Genomic DNA, 19,384 nt, shown 5'->3' on the forward strand with positions numbered 1-19,384 from the left:
GCACTGCGCACGATTAAGTCGCGCGCCCTGCGCCCCCACTCTAAGGATGGTTTGCCCGCATGACCCAAGACCAAGGCCTGATATTCGCCATCCTTGCCGCCACCATGGGGCTGTTCCTCTGGGGCCGCTGGCGGCATGACATTGTCGCGCTCGGCGCCCTCCTGGCCTGCGTCATCGCCGGCCTGGTGCCTGATCAGGAAGCCTTTGCCGGCTTCGGCCATCCAGCGGTCATTACCGTGGCCTGCGTGCTGGTACTCAGCTTCGGCTTGCAGCGGACCGGCGCGGTGGACGCCATGGCGCAACGGGTATTGCCCGCCAATGCCGGGCCCATGCTTTCGATTGCCGCCCTGACCGGGCTTGGTGCGGTGTTATCGGCCTTTATGAACAACGTTGGCGCACTCGCCCTGCTGATGCCGATTGCCCTGAAGATCGCCAGCAAACAAGAGCTGCCGCCGGGGCGTTTGCTGATGCCGCTGGCCTTCGGCACCATTCTCGGCGGCATGACCACGTTGATCGGCACACCGCCCAACTTGATCGTCTCCAGCTTCCGCGCGCAGAGCGGCGCCGGGCCGTTCGCCATGTTCGATTTCAGCCCCGTGGGCGTCGCCGTGGCGCTGACCGGTGTGCTTTTCATTACGCTGATCGGCTGGCGGCTGGTGCCGCGCCGGGAAGTGGTCGGCGTCGCCAGCTTTGACACCGGCACCTACATCACCGAGGCCCGCGTCAAAGAAGGCGCCAAGGCCGATGGCAAAAGCCTGCGCGAAGTCGAACAACTGCTCGAAGAGGCCGATGCCCAAGTGGTGGGCATGGTGCGCAACAAACTGCGTCTATCAGCCCCCAACCCGCGACGCATCCTCCAGGCCGATGACGTATTGGTGATCGAGGCCGAGCCTGAATCCCTCGGCGAAGTGCTCAGCAAACTGGGGTTGCAGCTGGAAGCCGCGCATAAGCCGACGCCGGATAAGGACGAGAAAGACGACGAGGCCTCAGCCGAGAAAAAGACCGAGGAAAAGAAGGACAGCAACAATGACGACAGGGTGCTGCAGGAACTGCTGGTCCGCCCGGACTCCCAGTTGATTGGCCGATCAGCCAGCAATATCCGCCTGCGTCACCGTTACAACATCAACCTGCTGGCGATCTCGCAGCAGAGTCACCGCTCGATCAAACGCCTGCGCTCGACCATATTTGAGCGCGGCGATGTGCTGCTCATGCAAGGCGATTCTGCGGACATCAACGACTTTGCCAACGACTATGCCTGTGTGCCGCTGGCCGACCGCGCCATCAGCATTCCTAACCCGGCCCAAGCCGGCTTCGCCGCTGGCGTAATGGTGCTGGCGGTGATCCTCGCCGCGTTCGGCGTACTGTCGGCAGCCGTGGCCTTCGCCGCTGGCGTGCTGGTGTTTATGGTGGCGCGGATCGTGCCCCTGCGCCTGCTCTATCAATCCATCGACTGGCCGGTGATCGTCCTGCTGGGTGCGATGATCCCCGTCGCTGGCGCCATGTCTGCGACCGGCGCGGCCGACCTGCTGGCGCGCCTGCTGATGGAGCATGTCGCGCAGGGCAATCCGGTGGTGGTGCTGACGCTGATCCTGGTGGTGACCATGACCCTCTCGGACTTTATGAACAATGCCGCCACCGCTGCGGTGATGTGCCAAATCGCCTTAAGCGCGGCCAGCCAACTCGGGGTCAGCCCAGACTCGTTGTTGATGGCGGTGGCGATCGGCGCCTCCTGCTCATTCCTCACCCCGATTGGCCACCAGAACAACACGCTAATTCTCAGCCCAGGCGGCTTCCGCTTCGGCGACTACTGGCGCCTCGGCCTACCGATGGAAATCCTCGTGGTGCTGGTCAGCGTGCCGCTGTTGCTCGTGGTCTGGCCGCTGTAACCGCAGGCCTCTTACCGCGTCGCGCAGGCGATGTCGCGGCCAGACCATACGGGTTAAGCCGGCCGATTTAGCCTTTGGCCTGGACTGATAGCGACAGAGCGTGCCGCCGGGCAGGCTATTGCATTAGTCTTGAGCGCACGTCTCACGTCCAAGGCCCCTGTTTGATGTCGTCACCTTCGCTACGCCACTCGCTGCGGCGCCTCTGGGCGCAGGACAAATTCAGCTACAGCCTGCGGGTGTTTATCGCCCTCAGCGGCGTCTTGCTGCTGTGCTGGTCGCAAGGCTGGATGCATGCGCTGATCCCGCTGTTTCTCGGGGTGATCGCCAGCGCCCTGGCGGAAACCGACGACAGCTGGCAGGGCCGCTTGGTGGCGCTGCTGGTGACCCTCGGCTGCTTCAGCGTGGCGGCCTATGCGGTGGAGTTCCTGTTCCCCTACCCCTGGCTGTTCGTCATCGCTCTGGCCCTGGCCAGTTTTGCCCTGACCATGCTCGGCGCACTCGGCGAACGCTACGCCACACTCGGCTCGGCGACCTTGATTCTCGCGGTGTACAGCATGATCGGCGTGGAGCAGCGCGGCGGTGCCGCCGGTCTGTGGCAGGAACCCTTGCTGCTGGTCGCCGGCGCCGCCTGGTACGGCGTGCTGTCGGTACTGTGGAATGCGCTGTTCGCCAACCAGCCGGTGCAACACAGCCTGGCCCGGCTTTTTCGTGAGCTGGGCCAGTATCTCAAGCTCAAAGCGGCACTGTTCGAGCCGCTACGCCAGCTGGATGTAGAAGAGCGGCGCCTGGCCCTGGCCAAACAAAATGGTCGCGTGGTCGCAGCGCTGAATGCGGCCAAGGAAATCATCCTGCACCGCGTAGGCAATGGCCGGCCAGGGCCAAAAGTCAGCCGCTACCTCAAGCTGTACTTCCTCGCTCAGGATATCCACGAGCGCGCCAGCTCCTCGCACTACCCTTACAACGAGCTGGCCGAAGCGTTCTTCCATAGCGATGTGATGTTTCGCTGCCAACGCCTGCTGCATTTGCATGGTGAAGCCTGCCAGCGCTTGGCCCAGGCCATCGAACTGCGTCAACCGTTTGAATACCGCGAGCTATGCCGCCAGGCGCTGACCGACCTGCACGACTCCCTCGAACACCTGCGGCTGCAGAGCAATCCGGCCTGGCGCCACCTACTGCGCTCGCTCGGAGCCCTGGCCGGCAACCTGCGCAGCCTGGATACGCTACTGGGCAACGCCAGCAACCCTGATGCCATGGCCGAAGAACAGGACAGCAGCCTGCTCGACCGTGAGCCGCAGTCGCTCAAGGATGTCTGGGAACGCCTGCGCCTGCAGCTAACCCCCACCTCGCTGCTGTTTCGCCACGCCCTGCGCCTGTCTATCGCCCTGGCCGCCGGCTACGGCGTGCTGCACTGGATTCACCCAACCCAGGGTTACTGGATTCTGCTGACCACGCTGTTTGTCTGCCAGCCGAACTACGGCGCCACCCGGCGCAAGCTGGTGCAGCGCATCAGCGGCACCGTGCTTGGCCTGTTGCTGGGCTGGGCGCTGTTCGACCTGTTTCCCAATCAGCTGGTACAAGCGCTGTTTGCGGTGGTCGCCGGCGTGGTGTTCTTTGCCCTGCGCAGCAGCCGCTACACCCTGGCCACAGCGGCGATCACCCTGCTGGTGCTGTTCTGCTTCAATCAGTTGGGCAATGGCTATGGGCTGTTTATTCCACGGCTGGTCGACACCCTGCTGGGCAGCCTGATCGCCGGTTTGGCGGTGCTGTTAATCCTGCCGGACTGGCAAGGCCGCCGCCTCAATCGCCTGCTGGCCAATACCCTGAGCTGCAACAGCCGTTACTTGCAGCAAATCATCCAGCAATACGCCAGCGGCAAGCGTGACGACCTGAGCTATCGCCTGGCCCGGCGCAACGCCCACAACGCCGATGCCACGCTGTCGACCGCGCTCGGCAATATGCTGATGGAGCCGGGGCATTTTCGTAAGCAAGCAGATGTCGGCTTTCGCTTTCTGGTGCTGTCGCACACCCTCTTGAGCTACCTCTCGGGCCTCGGCGCCCACCGCGGCGAGGCTAGCCTGAGCGGCAGCGACCACCTACTGCTGGCCAGCGCCAGCCAGTTAGCGGCCAGCCTGGATGAGATTGCCAGCTGCCTGCATGACGAGCGCCCGGTGGCGATTCACAGCGATGCGGAAGAGCAGCTTGCCAGCGAGCTGGAAGCGCTCAGCGACGAGCTGGATGACCCACATCGGCTGCTACAGACCCAGCTGGCGCTGATCTGCCGGCAGCTCGGGCCACTGCGCACACTCGCCGCGCACCTGCTCAGGGGCCAGGCTCAGGATTAAACCCCCGGCGCCGCCTCGCGCTGTGCCTGGCGATGCATGCAACGCTCGATCGTGCGGGATCGCGGCCCTGCCCTGGCGCTTTTCCGCTACCCTGCACAGCTGCCCACACAGTGCCCGCCATGAACAAGACTGAACTGCTGCAACAGGTGCTCAAGCGCCTTGAAGATGACCACTTGCAAGCCCAGCAGGCGGCATTAACCGCCTACGAAACTGCCACCGCTAAAGAGAACATCGCCGAGAACAAATACGACACCCTCGGCCTGGAAGCCTCCTACTTGGCAACCGGCCAAGCGCGTCGGGCAGCAGCCATTCGCCAGACCCTGGCGAACTGGAAACAGCTGGTGCTGCGTAGCTTTGACCCGCAACTGGGGATTCAGCTCGGCGCCCTTATCGCGCTGAGCGACGACGAGGATAGGCGTCAATGCTTGTTCCTCGGCCCAGACGGTGCGGCCATGAAGCTGCAACAGGACGGCCAGACGGTGCAGGTGATTGGCCCACAAGCGCCGCTGGGGCAACTCTTGCTCGGCAAGGGCGTCGACGATGAGATCACCCTGCGGGTCGCCAGTGGCGTGCAACTGTTGGCGATTCTCTCGGTCGACTGATAGCAGCTATAACTGAAAGACCGCCCCGCACAGTCTCAGGAGACCGCCATGTACCCGCAGACGCACGACCTTGCCAGCCTCTTCAAACAACTCGGCCTGCCCAATGACGACGCCGCCATTGAGCGATTTATCGAGCAACACTCACCCCTGGCTGAAGGCTGCAAACTCGCCGACGCCCCCTTCTGGGACAACGCTCAGGCGGCTTTTCTGCGTGAAGAGATTCGTGAAGACGCCGACTGGGCCGAGGTCGTCGACCAGCTCAACCTAATGCTGCGAGGCTGACAACGTGCCGGCGGCCCCCACCAGCTCGCGCCAGGTCAGGTAAACCCGTAGGTCGAACTCCAGCTGATGGTAGCCAGGCAGCATGTATTCGCAGAGCTTGTAGAAGGCTTTGTTGTGCTCAGCCTCCTTCAAGTGCGCCAGCTCGTGCACCACAATCATCTGCAGAAACTCCGGCGCCGCCTCGCGAAACAACGAGGCCACGCGGATTTCCTTCTTCGCTTTGAGCTTGCCGCCCTGCACGCGTGAAATCGCCGTGTGCAGGCCGAGCGCGCGATGGGTCAAATCGAGGCGATTGTCGTAGAGCACCTTGTCGATGGCCGGCGCATTGCGCAGGTGCTCCTGCTTAAGGCCCTGGATATAGGCGTACAGCGCCTTATCGCTCTGAATCGCGTGCTTGCCACTGTAGGACCGCGCCAGATAATCGCCCAAGCGCTGCTCGGCAATCAGCTGACGAATCTTCTCTTGCAGCGGAGCTGGATAGCCTTGCAGATATTTAAGCGGGGTCATGGGCGAAGTGACGCGGGCACATTAAGGCCCGCGATTATGCCGCAAGCCGCCCGCGACGGGGGGCGGCTTTTAGCGTCATTCGGTAGCCGGCACAACGCGCAGCAAGCGCCCATCGGCATTGTCAGTGAGCAGGTACAGCGCGCCATCCGGACCGCTGCGTACATCCCGGATGCGCTCGCCAAGCTCTTCGAACAGCACCTCCTGCCCTGCCAGCTTGCCGTTCTGCAAACGAATACGTCGCACGCTGCGCTCGGCCAGGGTTGAGGCGAACAGGTCGCCCTGCCACTGCGGGAATAACGCGCCGCGGTACAGCGTCAGGCTCGACGGCGCTACCGACGGTGTCCAGTGCAGCAGCGGCTGCTGCAAGCCCGTTAGTTCGGTGTAAGGGGAAATCTGCGCACCGCTGTAGTCGATGCCGTAGGTGATCAGCGGCCAGCCATAGTTGTTGCCCGGTTTAATCAGGTTCAACTCGTCGCCACCACGCGGGCCATGTTCGTGGCTGTACAGGCGCTGCCGCTCGGCGTCATAGACGATGCCCTGCACGTTGCGATGACCCAGGCTATAAATCTCCGCTGCGGCACCGGCTTGCCCCACCAGCGGGTTGTCCTGGGGGATGCTGCCATCGCGATTAAGCCGGACAATTTTGCCCAGGTGGTTACTCGTGTTCTGCGCCTGCTCGCGCAGGTCAAAGCCATCGCCGAGGGTCAGCAGCAGGGTGTTATCCGGGAGAAAGGCCATGCGCCCGCCGTAATGCGCGGCCCCGGCTTTGGCCGGCAGCGCACTGAACAGCACCTGGACATCCTGCAACTGCCCGTCGACCAGCCGCGCCTTGGCCAAACGCGTGTTGTTGGCCTGGGCGGTGCCGTAGGCGTAGCTCAGGTAGAGCTGCTGATTGCTGGCGAATTGCGGATCAAGCATGACCTCCATCAGTCCCGCCTGCGCAGCGACAAACCCCTCTGGTACGCCGCCGACCGGTTGCGGGTTAAGGCGGCCATCCGCTTCGATGATGCGCAGGCGCCCTACTCGCTCGGTCACCAACATGCGCCCGTCCGGCAGAAAGGCCAGCGACCATGGATGCTCCAGGCCACCGGTCACGGTTTCGATGCGGTAATCCATGGCATGCGCCAGGCTGCTGCCCAGCAGACCGAGGAATAACAGAGCGCGGGATGTCTTCAACATGGCACGGGCCTTTTGCACGAAGGTAAACAAGTCAGAGTTGGGCAGGCGCGGCACGCTGCCACAGCCGCGCAAACAACAACGCCCCCAGGCTGCCGCAGGCCATTAGCCCAGCGGTGCCGCCCAGGCTGCGATTAGCCGCAATCAGCGTCGGCATCGGCAGTAGCGCATTAGCCAGCGCCAGCGCTGACCACACCGCCAGCGCGCCTGCCAGAGCAAACAACAGCCAGCGGCCACTCGGCCAGGCGCGCGCGAATCGACTCGCCACCGGCAGCGCACAGATAAAGCCGAGGATCACCAGCACCGCGAAAGTCGGGCTGAAGCCCAGCAGGTCCAAGCCAGTGGTGTGCAAGCGCACCGTCAGCGGCACTGGCGCACCGAGGGCTTGCAGGTTGGCCAGATTGAACTGCGTCTGCAGCACAGCCCCCAACACACTCGTCAGCAGCACAGCCAAAAGAAAATACAGCAAGGTGCGCGATTTACTCGGCATGCAAACGGGTATCCAGAAACGACAGTGGCCCGAGTATGGACCAGCATGCGGAGCGGCATACGCTGGGTGTTTTACATGGTTTTACCAAGCACCGGCCATCGAAGCGGCCTTTGCCCGCTTTGGCTCGGCGCACAAGCAACTGATCGCCCTTACGGACACCCAGGACCCATCCCACCACGTGCTGGCTGGCGACATTCTCTCGCCGAATGACACACCACGTGTGCAGGCCGCGATTCTGGCGTTTCTGGCCAGTTTGCCGGCCAAACCCTAAGCGCTAGTCGAAACGGCAAAACGCCGCGTTAAAGGCACAGGGTTTGTCTGCGGTAGATCTGCAGCAGTTGCTCGACCGTAAGGCGACAAGCCTGCGCCCGGCACTGCGCATTGAAGGCAAAGGCGCTTTGCTCGGCTTCGGCCAGGCGGATATACAACGCCAGCCAATCCGTGGCGGGCACATCGACTGGGTGGCGCAACACGGCCTTGCCACACAGAAACCACGGGGAACCGCCGAAGTTACGCGGCAGATCCTCGCCCGCACGCCATCCACTCGTCGGATAGTTCCGCACGAAAAAACGCTCATCTGCATGTTTCTTCCAAAAAACTGACGCTTCTCGCAAAAAACTCTCCTTAGTTATCAAGGTACGAATTTTTCTGCGCCATTTTTTGTGCGCCTTTTATTACTGGCCAGATAATGGCCACGCGAAAAAACAGCACTTTATTGGCGCCAAGAAAAAATTAACAATCCCGGTCTTCCCACGTATAAAGCCCCCTGTTCGACGACCTCTTGGTCTTCGAGCGAGGTGGCAACACTGCCGCTTCCCCCTAGCCCTAACTTTTAGTTCGAGCGCACAGGCCGGAATGCCGAGTACATAGCTACTAACTCGCGGATGAGATATGCCCGACTGAAAGTTCTCAATAGAGAACTCAGTCAATGATCGACCTTGCAACCTGGAACCTCACCATTCCTGTCGGCGTACCGGCAACCACCATCGCCACCCCCCTGCTGGTCGGTGGTTATCAGGACCACTACTTCCAGTCCGATGCTGCCAGCATATTTTTCTGGGCGCCCGTCAATGGCAGTACCACCAGCGGCTCAAGCTACCCGCGCAGCGAACTGCGCGAGACCTTTGCCGACGGCAAACTGCACAACTGGACCTACCCGAGTGCCGACAACTACCTGAGCGCCACCCTCAAACTCAACCAGGTGCCCTCGTCCGGCCGGGTGGTGATCGGCCAGATCCATGGCTACAAGAACGACATGCCCATGCTCAAGCTTGAGTACCAGTACAAGGCGAGCACCGCCACCGGCACGGTGGTGGCCAAATTACGCATGATTCCTGACGGCGTCGTGCAGACGGTCTTCCTGGCCAGCGGCATCCCGCTCAACCAGGAGCTCAAGTACAGCATCCACCTGACCCCGAGCGGCACCTTGGGGCTGACCGTCAACAAAGAAAAATGGAATGCCCGCCTGGATGGCGGTTGGGCCACCCGACTGCTGTATTTCAAGGCCGGGGTTTATACCCAGGACAACACCGGTTATGAAACCGAAGCCGGCAGCGCGACGTTCTACAGGCTGAAGGTTGAGCATCGCCCACTCCCCATCAGCAATAGCTGAAGCAAAAAGCCCGCTCAATGAGCGGGCTTTTTGCAGGCGATGGGACTGATCCCAGGCTTAGTTGACCTTGGCGGCCAGCTCACCCTTGGCATAACGCTGGAACATGGCTTCAAGATTCATCGGTTTGATCTTCGACGCGTTACCGGCAGTGCCGAACGCTTCGTAACGGGCAATGCAGATATCACGCATGGCGGTCACGGTCGCGGAGAAGAACTTACGCGGGTCGAACTCGCTCGGGTGCTCAGCCATCATGCGGCGCATGGCACCTGTAGAGGCCAGACGCAGGTCGGTGTCGATGTTGACCTTGCGCACGCCGTGCTTGATGCCTTCGACAATTTCTTCAACCGGCACACCGTAGGTTTCTTTGATGTCGCCGCCGTACTGGTTGATGATCGCCAGCCACTCTTGCGGTACCGAGCTGGAGCCGTGCATCACCAGGTGAGTATTGGGGATGCGCGCATGGATCGCCTTGATGCGGTCGATAGCAAGGATATCGCCAGTAGGCGGCTTGGTGAACTTGTACGCGCCGTGGCTGGTGCCGATGGCGATGGCCAGGGCATCGACCTGAGTCTGCTTAACGAAGTCAGCCGCCTCTTCCGGGTCGGTCAGCATCTGGCTGTGATCGAGCACGCCTTCTGCGCCAACGCCGTCTTCTTCGCCGGCCATGCCAGTTTCCAGGCTGCCCAGGCAACCCAACTCACCTTCCACCGACACGCCGCAGGCGTGGGCAAAGGCGACGGTCTGCTGGGTGACACGCACGTTGTAGTCGTAGTCAGCCGGGGTTTTGCCGTCTTCTTTAAGCGAGCCGTCCATCATCACCGAGCTGAAGCCCAGCTGGATCGAGCGTTGGCAGACGTCAGGGCTGGTGCCGTGGTCCTGGTGCATACACACCGGGATATGCGGGAACTCTTCGATAGCGGCCAGGATCAGGTGGCGCAGGAACGGTGCACCGGCGTATTTACGCGCACCGGCGGAAGCCTGAACGATCACCGGGGAATCGGTCTTGTCGGCCGCTTCCATGATCGCGCGCATCTGTTCAAGGTTGTTTACGTTGAAGGCCGGCACGCCGTAGCCGAATTCGGCGGCGTGGTCGAGCATCTGGCGCATGCTGATAAGTGCCATGGTGTTCTTTCTCCCGGTGGGGGTCGTTAATCGTGCAAGCCTGCCGCAGGGGCAGGCGCTATTCAAGTCATTCAGATCAGGGGTAAGCCTGCTCTGTATTTAATGGGTTACTAAGGTGCCTTGCAGCCACGGCCAATCAGGTCATCGTTAGCCGTCCAGTAGACCAGCCCTTCCTCACCCTTGGTATGAAAGGACAGCAAACCGTCGCTGTACAGCGCGCCCGAACCTGATACTTGCTGATTCAAGCGATAGACAATATCGCCACCACCCAGACGTACATCAACCGACTCGCGGCTGCTGTCGGCGAAACGCCAGAGCACTTCGGCCTGGCTGTCGCACACCCAACGCGTCCAGTTATCCGACGGTGCCGGCTGACTGGCGCACGCGCCAAGCAGGCTGAGCAACGCCAGCAGGCTGATTGGCTTAACCATTGGCGCGTTGTTCCAGCATGGCTACAGCCGGCAGCACCTTGCCCTCGACGAACTCAAGGAACGCGCCGCCACCGGTGGAGATGTAGCTGATCTGCGCGCCAATGCCGTACTTGTCGATAGCCGCCAGGGTGTCGCCACCACCGGCGATGGAGAACGCCGGGCTGTCGGCGATAGCCTGAGCCAGTACCTTGGTGCCATTGCCGAACTGATCGAACTCGAATACGCCGACCGGGCCGTTCCACAGGATGGTCTTCGAGGATTTCAACAACTCAGCAAACTGCGCAGCGGTCTGTGGGCCGATATCCAGAATCATGTCGTCTTCAGCCACATCGGCGACCAGTTTGACAGTGGCTTCAGCGTCTTCGGCAAAGGCCTTGGCCACCACCACATCAACCGGCAACGGCACGCTAACCTTGGCCGCGATGGCCTTGGCTGTCTCAACCAGATCAGCTTCATACAGCGACTTACCGACCGGGAAACCAGCAGCCGCGAGGAAGGTATTGGCGATGCCGCCGCCGACGATCAGCTGGTCGCAGATCTGGCTCAGGCTATTCAGCACGTCGAGCTTGGTCGACACCTTGGAGCCCGCAACAATCGCCGCCATCGGCTTAGCCGGATTACCCAGCGCCTTGCCCAGTGCGTCCAGTTCGGCCGCCAACAACGGGCCGGCACAGGCCACCTTGGCGAACTTGGCCACGCCATGGGTCGAACCCTCGGCGCGGTGAGCGGTGCCAAAGGCGTCCATCACGAATACGTCGCACAGGGCGGCGTATTGCTGGGCCAGTTCGTCAGCGTTTTTCTTCTCGCCCTTGTTAAAGCGCACGTTTTCGAACAGCACGATCTCGCCAGCAGCGACTTCGACGCCGCCCAGGTAGTCGGCAACCAGCGGCACGTCACGACCGAGCGCCTTGCTCAGGTAGTCGGCGACTGGCTTGAGGCTGTTCTCTGCACTGAACTCACCTTCAGTAGGGCGACCCAAGTGCGAGCAGACCATCACGGCTGCGCCCTTCTCCAGCGCCAGCTTGATGGTCGGCAGGGACGCGAGGATGCGCGCGTCACTCTTCACCACACCGTCTTTTACCGGCACGTTGAGGTCTTCGCGGATCAGCACGCGCTTACCGGCGAGATCGAGGTCGGTCATCTTCAGAACAGTCATTAAATCAGTCCTTCACGGGGGGCTGGTTGAACGGAGTTGGGCAGGCTTTTAAAAGGAAGTTTTCGGCGACATCGAGCATGCGGTTGGCAAACCCCCACTCGTTGTCGAACCAGGCCAGCAGATTCACCAAACGCGGGCCGGAGACACGCGTTTGGCTGCCATCGACAATGGCCGAATGCGGGTCATGGTTGAAATCACAACTGGCGTGCGGCAGCTCGGTATACGCCAGCAAGCCTTTGAGCGGACCGCTCTCAGCCGCCTGGCGTAACACCGCATTAATCTCGGCCGCCGAAGTATCACGCGCAGTTTGCAAGGTGATATCCAGACAGGACACATTCACCGTCGGTACGCGTATGGCTTTGGCCTGGATGCGCCCGCTTAGTTCCGGCAGCAAGCGTTCGATACCGCGCGCCAGGCCAGTAGACACCGGAATCACCGATTGAAAGGCCGAGCGCGTGCGGCGCAGGTCTTCGTGGTGGTAGGCGTCGATCACCGGCTGATCGTTCATCGCTGAGTGGATGGTGGTAATCGACACGTACTCGATGCCCACCGTTTCATTCAGTAATTTGAGCAGCGGCACACCACAGTTGGTAGTGCAAGAAGCGTTCGATACCAGCTGTTCGCTGCCCGTCAGGCAATTCTGATTGACCCCGAACACCACCGTGGCGTCGATATCCGCCTCACCGGCCATAGGCTGCGAGAGCAACACCCGCGGTGCGCCGGCGTCGATAAAGCGCTGTGCAGCGGCACGCGTGGTGTATTGACCGGAGCATTCGAGCAGCAGGTCAATATCCAGCGCCGCCCAGTCGACACCTTCCGGGGTCGCCTGGCGCAGCACCTTCACGCAGTCGCCATTGATATGCAGACAATCGCCATCGACGCGCACCTCGCCGGGAAAACGCCCGTGGGTGGAGTCGAAGCGCGTCAGGTATTCGATACTGGCCTGATCGGCCAGGTCATTCAGTGCGACGATTTCCAGCTGCGCCCCCGCGCCACGCTCATGTAACGCACGCAGCACGCAGCGGCCGATACGGCCGTAGCCGTTGAGGGCAATTCGATAGGGACGCTTGGGCATCGGGTATCTCGGGTGAGCGTAGGGTGGATCGCGCTTCACCGATCCACCGGCGGTGTAACGGTGGATGAAAAGAACGTCATCCACCCTACGGCGTCGTTCTGACTCAGGCTTCCAGCAGCTCGGCGGCAGTTTCCAGGACGTTTTCGACGGTGAAGCCGAACTCCTCGAACAGCGCAGGGGCTGGGGCCGACTCACCAAAGGTGGTCATGCCGATGATGCGGCCTTCCAGGCCAACGTACTTGTACCAGTAGTCTGCATGCGAGGCTTCGATGGCGATCCGTGCACCGACCTGCACCGGCAGCACGGCCTGCTTGTAGCCGGCGTCCTGCTGGTCGAACACGCTGGTGGACGGCATCGATACCACACGCACCTTACGGCCTTCGGCAGTCAGCTTCTCAAAAGCGGCGACCGTCAGGCCGATTTCCGAACCGGTAGAGATCAGGATCAGTTCCGGCTCGCCAGCGCAGTCTTTCAGCACATAACCACCACGGGCCACGTCCGCCAGTTGCTGGGCATCGCGGTTCTGGTGCGGCAGGTTCTGCCGGCTGAAGATCAGCGCGGATGGGCCGTCATTACGCTCAATGGCGTACTTCCAGGCCACCGCCGATTCCACGGCGTCGCATGGGCGCCAGGTGTCGAGGTTCGGCGTGCCACGCAGGCTGGCCAACTGCTCGATCGGCTGGTGCGTCGGGCCGTCTTCACCGAGACCGATGGAGTCGTGGGTGTAGACGAACAGCACGCGCTGTTTCATCAGCGAGGCCATACGTACTGCGTTGCGCGCGTATTCCATAAAGATCAGGAAGGTCGCGCCGTACGGCACGAAGCCGCCGTGCAGAGCCACACCGTTCATGATCGCGCTCATGCCGAATTCGCGCACGCCGTAGAACATGTAGTTGCCGGATGCATCGTCAGCCGACACGCCCTTGCAGCCTTTCCACAGGGTCAGGTTGGAGCCAGCGAGGTCGGCAGAGCCACCCAGGAATTCCGGCAGCAACGGACCAAACGCGTTCAGGGTGTTCTGGCTGGCCTTGCGGCTGGCGATGGTTTCGCCTTTGGCGGCCACTTCCTGGATATAGGCAGCGGTTTTCTCGGCGAAGTCGGCTGGCAGCTCACCCGCGACACGGCGCTTGAACTCGCTGGCCAGCTCGGGGAAGGCAGCAGCATAGGCAGCGAAACGCTGATCCCACTCGGCTTCAGCGGCGGCACCGGCTTGTTTGGCGTCCCACTCGGCGTAGATATCGGCCGGAATTTCGAACGGGCCGTGGTTCCAGCCAAGGGTGGCGCGGGTCAGGGCGATTTCTTCGAGGCCCAGTGGCGCACCGTGGCAATCTTCCTTGCCGCCTTTGTTTGGCGAGCCAAAGCCGATGGTGGTTTTGCAGCAGATCAGGGTCGGACGGTCGTCGGTTTTACGCGCGGTCTCGATGGCCATCTTGATCTCGTCGGCATCGTGACCGTCGACATTGCGAATCACTTGCCAGCCATAGGCTTCGAAGCGCGCCGGGGTGTCGTCGGTGAACCAGCCTTCGACTTCGCCGTCGATGGAGATGCCGTTGTCATCGTAGAAGGCAACCAGCTTGCCCAAGCCCAGGGTGCCGGCCAGCGAGCAGACTTCATGGCTGATGCCTTCCATCATGCAACCGTCGCCGAGGAAGGCGTAGGTGAAGTGGTCAACGATCTGGTGGCCGTCGCGGTTGAACTGCGCGCCCAGCACTTTCTCGGCAATGGCGAAACCGACGGCGTTGGCGATGCCCTGGCCGAGCGGGCCAGTGGTGGTCTCAACGCCTGGGGTGTAGCCGTATTCCGGGTGACCCGGAGTCTTGCTGTGCAACTGACGGAAGTTCTTCAGGTCGTCGATCGACAGCTCGTAACCGGTCAGGTGCAGCAGCGAATAGATCAGCATCGAACCGTGACCGTTGGACAGCACAAAGCGGTCACGGTCGGCGAATTCCGGGTTGCTCGGGTTGTGCTTGAGGAAGTCGCGCCACAGGACTTCGGCGATATCCGCCATGCCCATCGGGGCACCCGGATGGCCGCTGTTGGCCTTCTGCACGGCATCCATGCTGAGGGCACGAATGGCATTGGCTCGCTCACGACGGCTGGGCATCACTGAATCTCCTACGGGGCTGCTTGGGCAACTGGGGGTCGAAAAGGCGGCTATTTTCGCCCAGCGGGGGCCATGGGGGCAATCACAGATGGTCGTTGCGTCAAGACAATTGGCAATAACCGCCTCACCGCGCACCTCAGACGGGCTTCGCCGTGCATAAACAGGGTGCCTGAAACAGCTCGCCATGCCAGAGGCCACGCAGGGTGTGACGCATCACCAGCAACCAGATAAGCGTTAGTTTGGCCGCCAGCAACAGTCCCACCCAGGTGAAAAACGCCAGCCCGGTTAACTGCTGCAAGGCAAAGGTGGCCAAGGTAAACACCCCCAGCGGGAAGGTAAAACCCCACCAGCCCAAGTTGAAAGGCAACTCGCGACGCATGTAATGCTGGGTAAACAGACTGGCCGCCACCAACCACCAGAGGCCTGCGCCCCACAGCGCCAGACCACCCACCAGCCCAAGCTGCTGCGCCATCTCGGCCGCTCCCTGTAACGCGGTTCCCTGCCAGGCCTGCGGTGCAGCCTGGCCCAGACCGATCAGACCCAGACAACCAGTGGCCAACGGCCCCAGTGGCAACCAGCTGCTGGCGGCAAAATCCATGTCCGGCAGTTTGTGCAAGGCCAGTCGCAATAGCACCAGGGCGATCAGGGCAAACGCCAGGCTCAGGGACAAACCCCACAGTACATAGCCAAGGCTCAGCAGTAACTGCGCGGTCTCAGCAGGCAGATGCGGCGCCAGCACCGCGGCACCACTGGCAACCACTTCAGGGGCGACAATCGGCAGCAGCCAAACCCCCGTCAGGGTCTCCAGCACATGCTTTTGCCGGGTGAACATCAGGTACGGCACGCCCAGCGCCACCCCAAGGGCCAAGCCCAGCGCCAGCCACCACAGGCCGTGCGCCAACTGCACCACCACCGCGCCATACATAGGCTCGGCAAATAACAGCAGGCCATTGACCACCTGCACCAGCCCCATGGGAATCGCGCCCAGGAACATCGACTGCACCGGGTGATCCAGCATCGGCCACAGGGTGTCGCGAAACAGCAGCAAGCGCGCGACAAACAACAGGCTGAACAGCCCAAACAGCAGCACCGTCAGCAGCCATAGGCCTTCGGCCAGCCACAACTGCCCAGTGAATGACACGGGCAGCCTGGCCACTACCTGGGCCAACACGCCGGTACCCATGGTCATGGCAAACCAGTTGGGGGTGAACTGACGCACGAACGCCAGCGGTTCATGCAAACGAGTAAAAGGGCGCAGCATCACGGCATTCCTCACAAGGGACCGAGTCAGCGGTCTATACCTGTGAGGTTAGGGCGCAGCGTGCTATAGGTAAAATACATATAAAAGATACAAGGCATACCTTCTATTTATGAACCTACATCACCTCAAGGTGTTTCTCGCCATCGCTGAAACCGGCAGCATCAGCGCCGGCGCCGCACGCCTGTTTATCAGCCAGCCCGCCGTCACGCGGGAAATTCGCGAACTGGAAGCGCGCCTGCAGCTACGCCTGTTTGATCGCCAGAGCCGTGGCGTCAGCCTGACCGCCGCCGGACAGCGCCTACTGCCTTACGCCGAACGCATCTTTGCCCTGGAGCAGGCCGCTGAACGCGACCTGCAGGCCTTTGCCAACCTGAGCTGCGGCGAGCTGCAGCTGGGCGCCAGCGCCACGCTTGGTAGCTACCTACTGCCGCCGCTGATCGCCCACTTTCACCAGCAGTACCCACAGCTTCAGCTCAGCCTGCAAATCGGCAACACCGCCGCCAGCCTGCGGCAACTGCAGAACAATGAAACCACTCTGGCCTTTATCGAAGGCCCGTTTGAGCGCGAGCACTTTAACCACCGCCACCTCGGTACTGATGCCCTACTGCCGGTGGCCAGCCCGCACCACCCGTTGGCAGGATGCCGCGAAGTGAGCCCCGCCGAACTGACGGCCGCCCCGCTGCTGATCCGCGAGCTGGGTTCCGGCACCCGCGCCAGCCTGGAACAGGCCTACCAGGCACGTGACCTGCAACCGTGCATCGCCATGGCGCTGGGCAATAGCGAAGCCCTCAAGCGCAGCCTCGTCGCCGGGCAAGCCATCGCCTGGATCTCCGAGCTGGCGGTGCAGGAGGAACTGCGCAACGGCCAGTTGTGCTGCCTGGCCGTTACCGACATGCGCATCAACCGCGACCTGCATGCGGTCTGGCGCCGTGAACACTGCCTGAGCCCAGCGGCCGAAGCCCTGCTCAACCAAGTGCAAGACGCTCTGAACGCCAGCAAGACCAATATCAAAACTTTTTGATATTGGTCTTGCTGGATAAAAAATGACCGATTAGACTGCCCAACCTATGAATATGCGCGCCTCCCATTTGGCCTTTCAGCCCGTCGACGCCCTCGCTGCCCTGTGTAAGGCCAGTGGTGATGCGTTGCGCCTGAATATCCTGCGCGCCCTGGCCAACGACTCATTCGGCGTGCTCGAGCTGGCGCAGATCTTCGCCACCGGCCAATCCGGCATCAGCCACCACCTTAAAGTGCTGGCACAAGCCGGGCTGGTGGCCACGCGCCGCGAAGGCAATGCGATTTTCTACCGCCGCGCCCTGGCTCAGGCCGAGCAATTGGGCAGCCGCCTGCACAGTGCCCTGCTGGATGAAGTCGACCAGTTGCAGCTGCCGGCCGAGATACAACAGCGCATCGCCGCCGTACACAGCCAACGCGCCGCCGCCAGCCAAGCTTTTTTCACCCGCAGCGCCGCGAGCTTCCAGGCGCAACAGGACTTGATCGCCGGGCTGCCGCAATACCGTGACAGCGTGCTGGCCCTACTCGACTCCCTGGGCTTTGCCAGTGACGCCAGCGCGGTGGAAGTCGGCCCCGGCGATGGTGGCTTCCTGCCGGAGCTGTCGCGGCGTTTTCGGCGGGTGCTGGCGCTGGATAACAGCGCTGCCATGCTCGAACTGGCACGCCTGCGCTGCGCCGAGGAAGGCCTGGATAACGTTGCGCTGCAACTTGCCGATGCCCTGCATGACGACTACCCAGCGGCCGATTGCCTGGTGCTGAACATGGTTTTGCACCACTTCGCTGCCCCCGCCGAGGCACTCAAGCAGCTTGCACAGCACTTGAAACCTGGCGGCAGCCTGCTGATTACCGAGCTGTGCAGCCACAACCAGAGCTGGGCCCGCGAGGCCTGCGGCGACTTGTGGCTGGGCTTCGAACAAGACGACCTGGCGCGCTGGGCCGCCGCCGCCGGCTTGACCACCTGCGAAAGCCTGTATGTGGGCCTACGCAACGGCTTTCAGATTCAGGTGCGGCACTTCGCCAAACCTTCAACACCTTATGGCCCAAGGGCCGCAATCAACGATCACTCACAGGAACCCGAACGATGAGCGAATACTCCCTCTTTACCTCCGAGTCCGTCTCCGAAGGCCATCCCGACAAGATCGCCGACCAGATTTCCGATGCCGTGCTCGACGCCATCATCACCCAGGACAAACATGCCCGCGTCGCCTGTGAAACCATGGTTAAGACCGGTGTGGCTATTGTTTCTGGCGAAGTCACCACCAGCGCCTGGGTCGACCTGGAAGAAATCACCCGCAAGGTGATCTGCGACATCGGCTACACCAGCTCCGACGTCGGCTTCGACGGCAACACCTGCGGCATCATCAACATCATTGGCAAGCAGTCCCCGGACATCAACCAGGGTGTTGACCGCGCCAAACCAGAAGATCAGGGCGCTGGCGACCAGGGCCTGATGTTTGGCTATGCAAGCAACGAAACCGACGTGCTGATGCCCGCGCCAATCGTGTTCAGCCACCGCCTGGTTGAGCGTCAAGCCGAAGCACGCAAATCCGGTCTGCTGCCGTGGCTGCGCCCGGACGCCAAGTCCCAGGTCACCTGCCGCTATGACGGCGGCAAGGTCGTCGGCATCGACGCCGTGGTGCTGTCCACCCAGCACAACCCGGATGTTTCGCTGCCCGACCTGCGCGAAGCGGTGATGGAGCTGATCATCAAGCACACCCTGCCGGCTGAATTGCTGCACAAGGACACTCAGTTCCACATCAACCCAACCGGCAACTTTGTTATCGGTGGCCCGGTGGGCGACTGCGGCCTGACCGGCCGTAAGATCATCGTCGACTCCTACGGCGGCATGGCCCGTCACGGCGGCGGTGCGTTCTCTGGCAAGGACCCGTCCAAGGTTGACCGTTCGGCCGCCTACGCCGGTCGTTACGTGGCGAAGAACATCGTCGCCGCCGGCCTCGCTGAGCGCTGCGAAATTCAGGTGTCTTACGCCATCGGCGTGGCTCAGCCAACCTCGATCTCGCTGAACACCTTTGGCACCAACAAGGTGGCTGAAGAGCTGATCATCAAGCTGGTGCGCGAGCTCTTCGACCTGCGCCCATACGCCATCACCAAGATGCTCGACCTGCTGCACCCGATGTACCAGGAAACCGCCGCCTACGGCCACTTCGGTCGTACCCCTGCGCAAAAGACGGTTGGCGACGATACCTTCACCACCTTCACCTGGGAAAAGACCGACAAAGCTGCCGAACTGCGCGCGGCTGCCGGCCTGTAAGCCTCACGGCAACACCACAAGCCCCGCCCAGTGCGGGGCTTTTTATTGTGTG

General features: G+C 61.9%; 19 protein-coding genes. 9 read left to right on the forward strand and 10 right to left on the reverse strand.

Annotation, left to right across the window (positions count from 1 at the left end; genetic code table 11):
• The first annotated feature begins 59 nt into the window (after positions 1–59).
• The 4 genes from ACEPAJ_RS19530 to ACEPAJ_RS19545 all read left to right on the forward strand — a co-directional run bounded on the left by ACEPAJ_RS19530 (position 60) and on the right by ACEPAJ_RS19545 (position 5,112).
• Positions 60–1,886 (forward strand): SLC13 family permease, encoded by a 1,827-nt coding sequence (locus ACEPAJ_RS19530; RefSeq protein WP_425917169.1) that lies wholly within the window; start codon positions 60–62, stop codon positions 1,884–1,886.
• 164 nt (positions 1,887–2,050) lie between these two features.
• Positions 2,051–4,228 (forward strand): YccS family putative transporter, encoded by a 2,178-nt coding sequence (gene yccS / locus ACEPAJ_RS19535; protein ID WP_425917171.1) that lies wholly within the window; start codon positions 2,051–2,053, stop codon positions 4,226–4,228.
• Positions 4,229–4,347: 119 nt separating this feature from the next.
• Positions 4,348–4,830 (forward strand): GreA/GreB family elongation factor, encoded by a 483-nt coding sequence (locus ACEPAJ_RS19540; protein ID WP_425917173.1) that lies wholly within the window; start codon positions 4,348–4,350, stop codon positions 4,828–4,830.
• Positions 4,831–4,878: 48 nt separating this feature from the next.
• Positions 4,879–5,112 carry a DUF2789 domain-containing protein gene (locus ACEPAJ_RS19545; RefSeq protein WP_425917175.1) on the forward strand — a complete coding sequence of 78 codons (234 nt, stop codon included), beginning with the start codon at positions 4,879–4,881 and terminating at the stop codon, positions 5,110–5,112.
• Here the strand turns inward: ACEPAJ_RS19545 and ACEPAJ_RS19550 are convergent.
• From ACEPAJ_RS19550 to ACEPAJ_RS19560, 3 genes are all read right to left on the reverse strand, one after another.
• Complete coding sequence (locus ACEPAJ_RS19550; RefSeq protein ID WP_425917177.1) at positions 5,095–5,619, reverse strand: YgjP-like metallopeptidase domain-containing protein; 525 nt, start codon at positions 5,617–5,619, stop codon at positions 5,095–5,097. The two genes, ACEPAJ_RS19545 and ACEPAJ_RS19550, sit on opposite strands and share 18 nt — an antisense overlap.
• A gap of 75 nt (positions 5,620–5,694) precedes the next feature.
• The gene (locus ACEPAJ_RS19555) at positions 5,695–6,798 is read right to left on the reverse strand and encodes a PQQ-dependent sugar dehydrogenase (RefSeq protein WP_425917179.1); all 1,104 of its coding nucleotides are present in this window, start codon (positions 6,796–6,798) and stop codon (positions 5,695–5,697) included.
• 31 nt (positions 6,799–6,829) lie between these two features.
• On the reverse strand, positions 6,830–7,285 hold the full coding sequence (locus tag ACEPAJ_RS19560) for a hypothetical protein (protein ID WP_425917181.1): 456 nt from the start codon (positions 7,283–7,285) through the stop codon (positions 6,830–6,832).
• On the opposite strand from ACEPAJ_RS19560, the gene ACEPAJ_RS19565 reads away from it, so the two are divergent.
• Complete coding sequence (locus ACEPAJ_RS19565) at positions 7,266–7,556, forward strand: hypothetical protein (protein ID WP_425917183.1); 291 nt, start codon at positions 7,266–7,268, stop codon at positions 7,554–7,556. The two genes, ACEPAJ_RS19560 and ACEPAJ_RS19565, sit on opposite strands and share 20 nt — an antisense overlap.
• A 28-nt stretch (positions 7,557–7,584) precedes the next feature.
• Here ACEPAJ_RS19565 and ACEPAJ_RS19570 read toward each other — a convergent pair whose 3' ends face one another.
• Positions 7,585–7,848: a hypothetical protein gene (locus ACEPAJ_RS19570; RefSeq protein ID WP_425917185.1), complete on the reverse strand. Its 264-nt coding sequence runs from the start codon at positions 7,846–7,848 to the stop codon at positions 7,585–7,587.
• Between the two features lie 365 nt (positions 7,849–8,213).
• Between ACEPAJ_RS19570 and ACEPAJ_RS19575 the strand changes: the two genes are divergently transcribed.
• Positions 8,214–8,897 (forward strand): polysaccharide lyase family 7 protein, encoded by a 684-nt coding sequence (locus ACEPAJ_RS19575; RefSeq protein ID WP_425917187.1) that lies wholly within the window; start codon positions 8,214–8,216, stop codon positions 8,895–8,897.
• Between the two features lie 57 nt (positions 8,898–8,954).
• Here the strand turns inward: ACEPAJ_RS19575 and fba are convergent, their stop codons facing one another.
• From fba to ACEPAJ_RS19605, 6 genes are all read right to left on the reverse strand, one after another.
• A complete protein-coding gene (gene fba / locus ACEPAJ_RS19580) occupies positions 8,955–10,019 on the reverse strand; it encodes a class II fructose-bisphosphate aldolase (protein ID WP_425917189.1) in 1,065 nt (354 codons plus the stop codon).
• A gap of 110 nt (positions 10,020–10,129) precedes the next feature.
• Entirely contained in the window at positions 10,130–10,450 is a 321-nt protein-coding gene (locus ACEPAJ_RS19585) for an MliC family protein (RefSeq protein ID WP_425917191.1), read from the reverse strand.
• Entirely contained in the window at positions 10,443–11,606 is a 1,164-nt protein-coding gene (locus ACEPAJ_RS19590; protein WP_425917193.1) for a phosphoglycerate kinase, read from the reverse strand. Before ACEPAJ_RS19590 ends, ACEPAJ_RS19585 begins: the two co-directional genes overlap by 8 nt.
• A gap of 4 nt (positions 11,607–11,610) precedes the next feature.
• Entirely contained in the window at positions 11,611–12,681 is a 1,071-nt protein-coding gene (gene epd, locus ACEPAJ_RS19595) for an erythrose-4-phosphate dehydrogenase (RefSeq protein WP_425917195.1), read from the reverse strand.
• Positions 12,682–12,784: 103 nt separating this feature from the next.
• A complete protein-coding gene (tkt, locus tag ACEPAJ_RS19600; protein WP_425917197.1) occupies positions 12,785–14,785 on the reverse strand; it encodes a transketolase in 2,001 nt (666 codons plus the stop codon).
• A 136-nt stretch (positions 14,786–14,921) separates the two neighbouring features.
• Positions 14,922–16,046 carry a TDT family transporter gene (locus ACEPAJ_RS19605; protein ID WP_425917199.1) on the reverse strand — a complete coding sequence of 375 codons (1,125 nt, stop codon included), beginning with the start codon at positions 16,044–16,046 and terminating at the stop codon, positions 14,922–14,924.
• Positions 16,047–16,155: 109 nt separating this feature from the next.
• Between ACEPAJ_RS19605 and ACEPAJ_RS19610 the strand changes: the two genes are divergently transcribed.
• Genes ACEPAJ_RS19610 through metK form a run of 3 tightly spaced genes read left to right on the forward strand, consistent with a single transcriptional unit; the run spans position 16,156 to position 19,332 of the window.
• Positions 16,156–17,067 (forward strand): LysR family transcriptional regulator, encoded by a 912-nt coding sequence (locus ACEPAJ_RS19610; protein WP_425917201.1) that lies wholly within the window; start codon positions 16,156–16,158, stop codon positions 17,065–17,067.
• A gap of 46 nt (positions 17,068–17,113) precedes the next feature.
• Positions 17,114–18,145: an ArsR/SmtB family transcription factor gene (locus ACEPAJ_RS19615; RefSeq protein WP_425917203.1), complete on the forward strand. Its 1,032-nt coding sequence runs from the start codon at positions 17,114–17,116 to the stop codon at positions 18,143–18,145.
• Complete coding sequence (gene metK / locus ACEPAJ_RS19620; RefSeq protein ID WP_425917205.1) at positions 18,142–19,332, forward strand: methionine adenosyltransferase; 1,191 nt, start codon at positions 18,142–18,144, stop codon at positions 19,330–19,332. Before ACEPAJ_RS19615 ends, metK begins: the two co-directional genes overlap by 4 nt.
• The last annotated feature ends 52 nt before the right edge of the window (positions 19,333–19,384 follow it).

It is taken from the genome of Pseudomonas sp. GWSMS-1 (assembly GCF_049847425.1).
Lineage (GTDB): Bacteria > Pseudomonadota > Gammaproteobacteria > Pseudomonadales > Pseudomonadaceae > Aquipseudomonas.

Coding starts and splice junctions, on each gene's coding strand:
- ACEPAJ_RS19530 (WP_425917169.1), top strand. CDS start 60: ATGACCCAAGACCAAGGCCTGATATTCGCCATCCTTGCCGCCACCATG.
- yccS (WP_425917171.1), top strand. CDS start 2,051: ATGTCGTCACCTTCGCTACGCCACTCGCTGCGGCGCCTCTGGGCGCAG.
- ACEPAJ_RS19540 (WP_425917173.1), top strand. CDS start 4,348: ATGAACAAGACTGAACTGCTGCAACAGGTGCTCAAGCGCCTTGAAGAT.
- ACEPAJ_RS19545 (WP_425917175.1), top strand. CDS start 4,879: ATGTACCCGCAGACGCACGACCTTGCCAGCCTCTTCAAACAACTCGGC.
- ACEPAJ_RS19550 (WP_425917177.1), bottom strand. CDS start 5,619: ATGACCCCGCTTAAATATCTGCAAGGCTATCCAGCTCCGCTGCAAGAG.
- ACEPAJ_RS19555 (WP_425917179.1), bottom strand. CDS start 6,798: ATGTTGAAGACATCCCGCGCTCTGTTATTCCTCGGTCTGCTGGGCAGC.
- ACEPAJ_RS19560 (WP_425917181.1), bottom strand. CDS start 7,285: ATGCCGAGTAAATCGCGCACCTTGCTGTATTTTCTTTTGGCTGTGCTG.
- ACEPAJ_RS19575 (WP_425917187.1), top strand. CDS start 8,214: ATGATCGACCTTGCAACCTGGAACCTCACCATTCCTGTCGGCGTACCG.
- fba (WP_425917189.1), bottom strand. CDS start 10,019: ATGGCACTTATCAGCATGCGCCAGATGCTCGACCACGCCGCCGAATTC.
- ACEPAJ_RS19585 (WP_425917191.1), bottom strand. CDS start 10,450: ATGGTTAAGCCAATCAGCCTGCTGGCGTTGCTCAGCCTGCTTGGCGCG.
- ACEPAJ_RS19590 (WP_425917193.1), bottom strand. CDS start 11,606: ATGACTGTTCTGAAGATGACCGACCTCGATCTCGCCGGTAAGCGCGTG.
- epd (WP_425917195.1), bottom strand. CDS start 12,681: ATGCCCAAGCGTCCCTATCGAATTGCCCTCAACGGCTACGGCCGTATC.
- tkt (WP_425917197.1), bottom strand. CDS start 14,785: ATGCCCAGCCGTCGTGAGCGAGCCAATGCCATTCGTGCCCTCAGCATG.
- ACEPAJ_RS19605 (WP_425917199.1), bottom strand. CDS start 16,046: ATGCTGCGCCCTTTTACTCGTTTGCATGAACCGCTGGCGTTCGTGCGT.
- ACEPAJ_RS19610 (WP_425917201.1), top strand. CDS start 16,156: ATGAACCTACATCACCTCAAGGTGTTTCTCGCCATCGCTGAAACCGGC.
- ACEPAJ_RS19615 (WP_425917203.1), top strand. CDS start 17,114: ATGAATATGCGCGCCTCCCATTTGGCCTTTCAGCCCGTCGACGCCCTC.
- metK (WP_425917205.1), top strand. CDS start 18,142: ATGAGCGAATACTCCCTCTTTACCTCCGAGTCCGTCTCCGAAGGCCAT.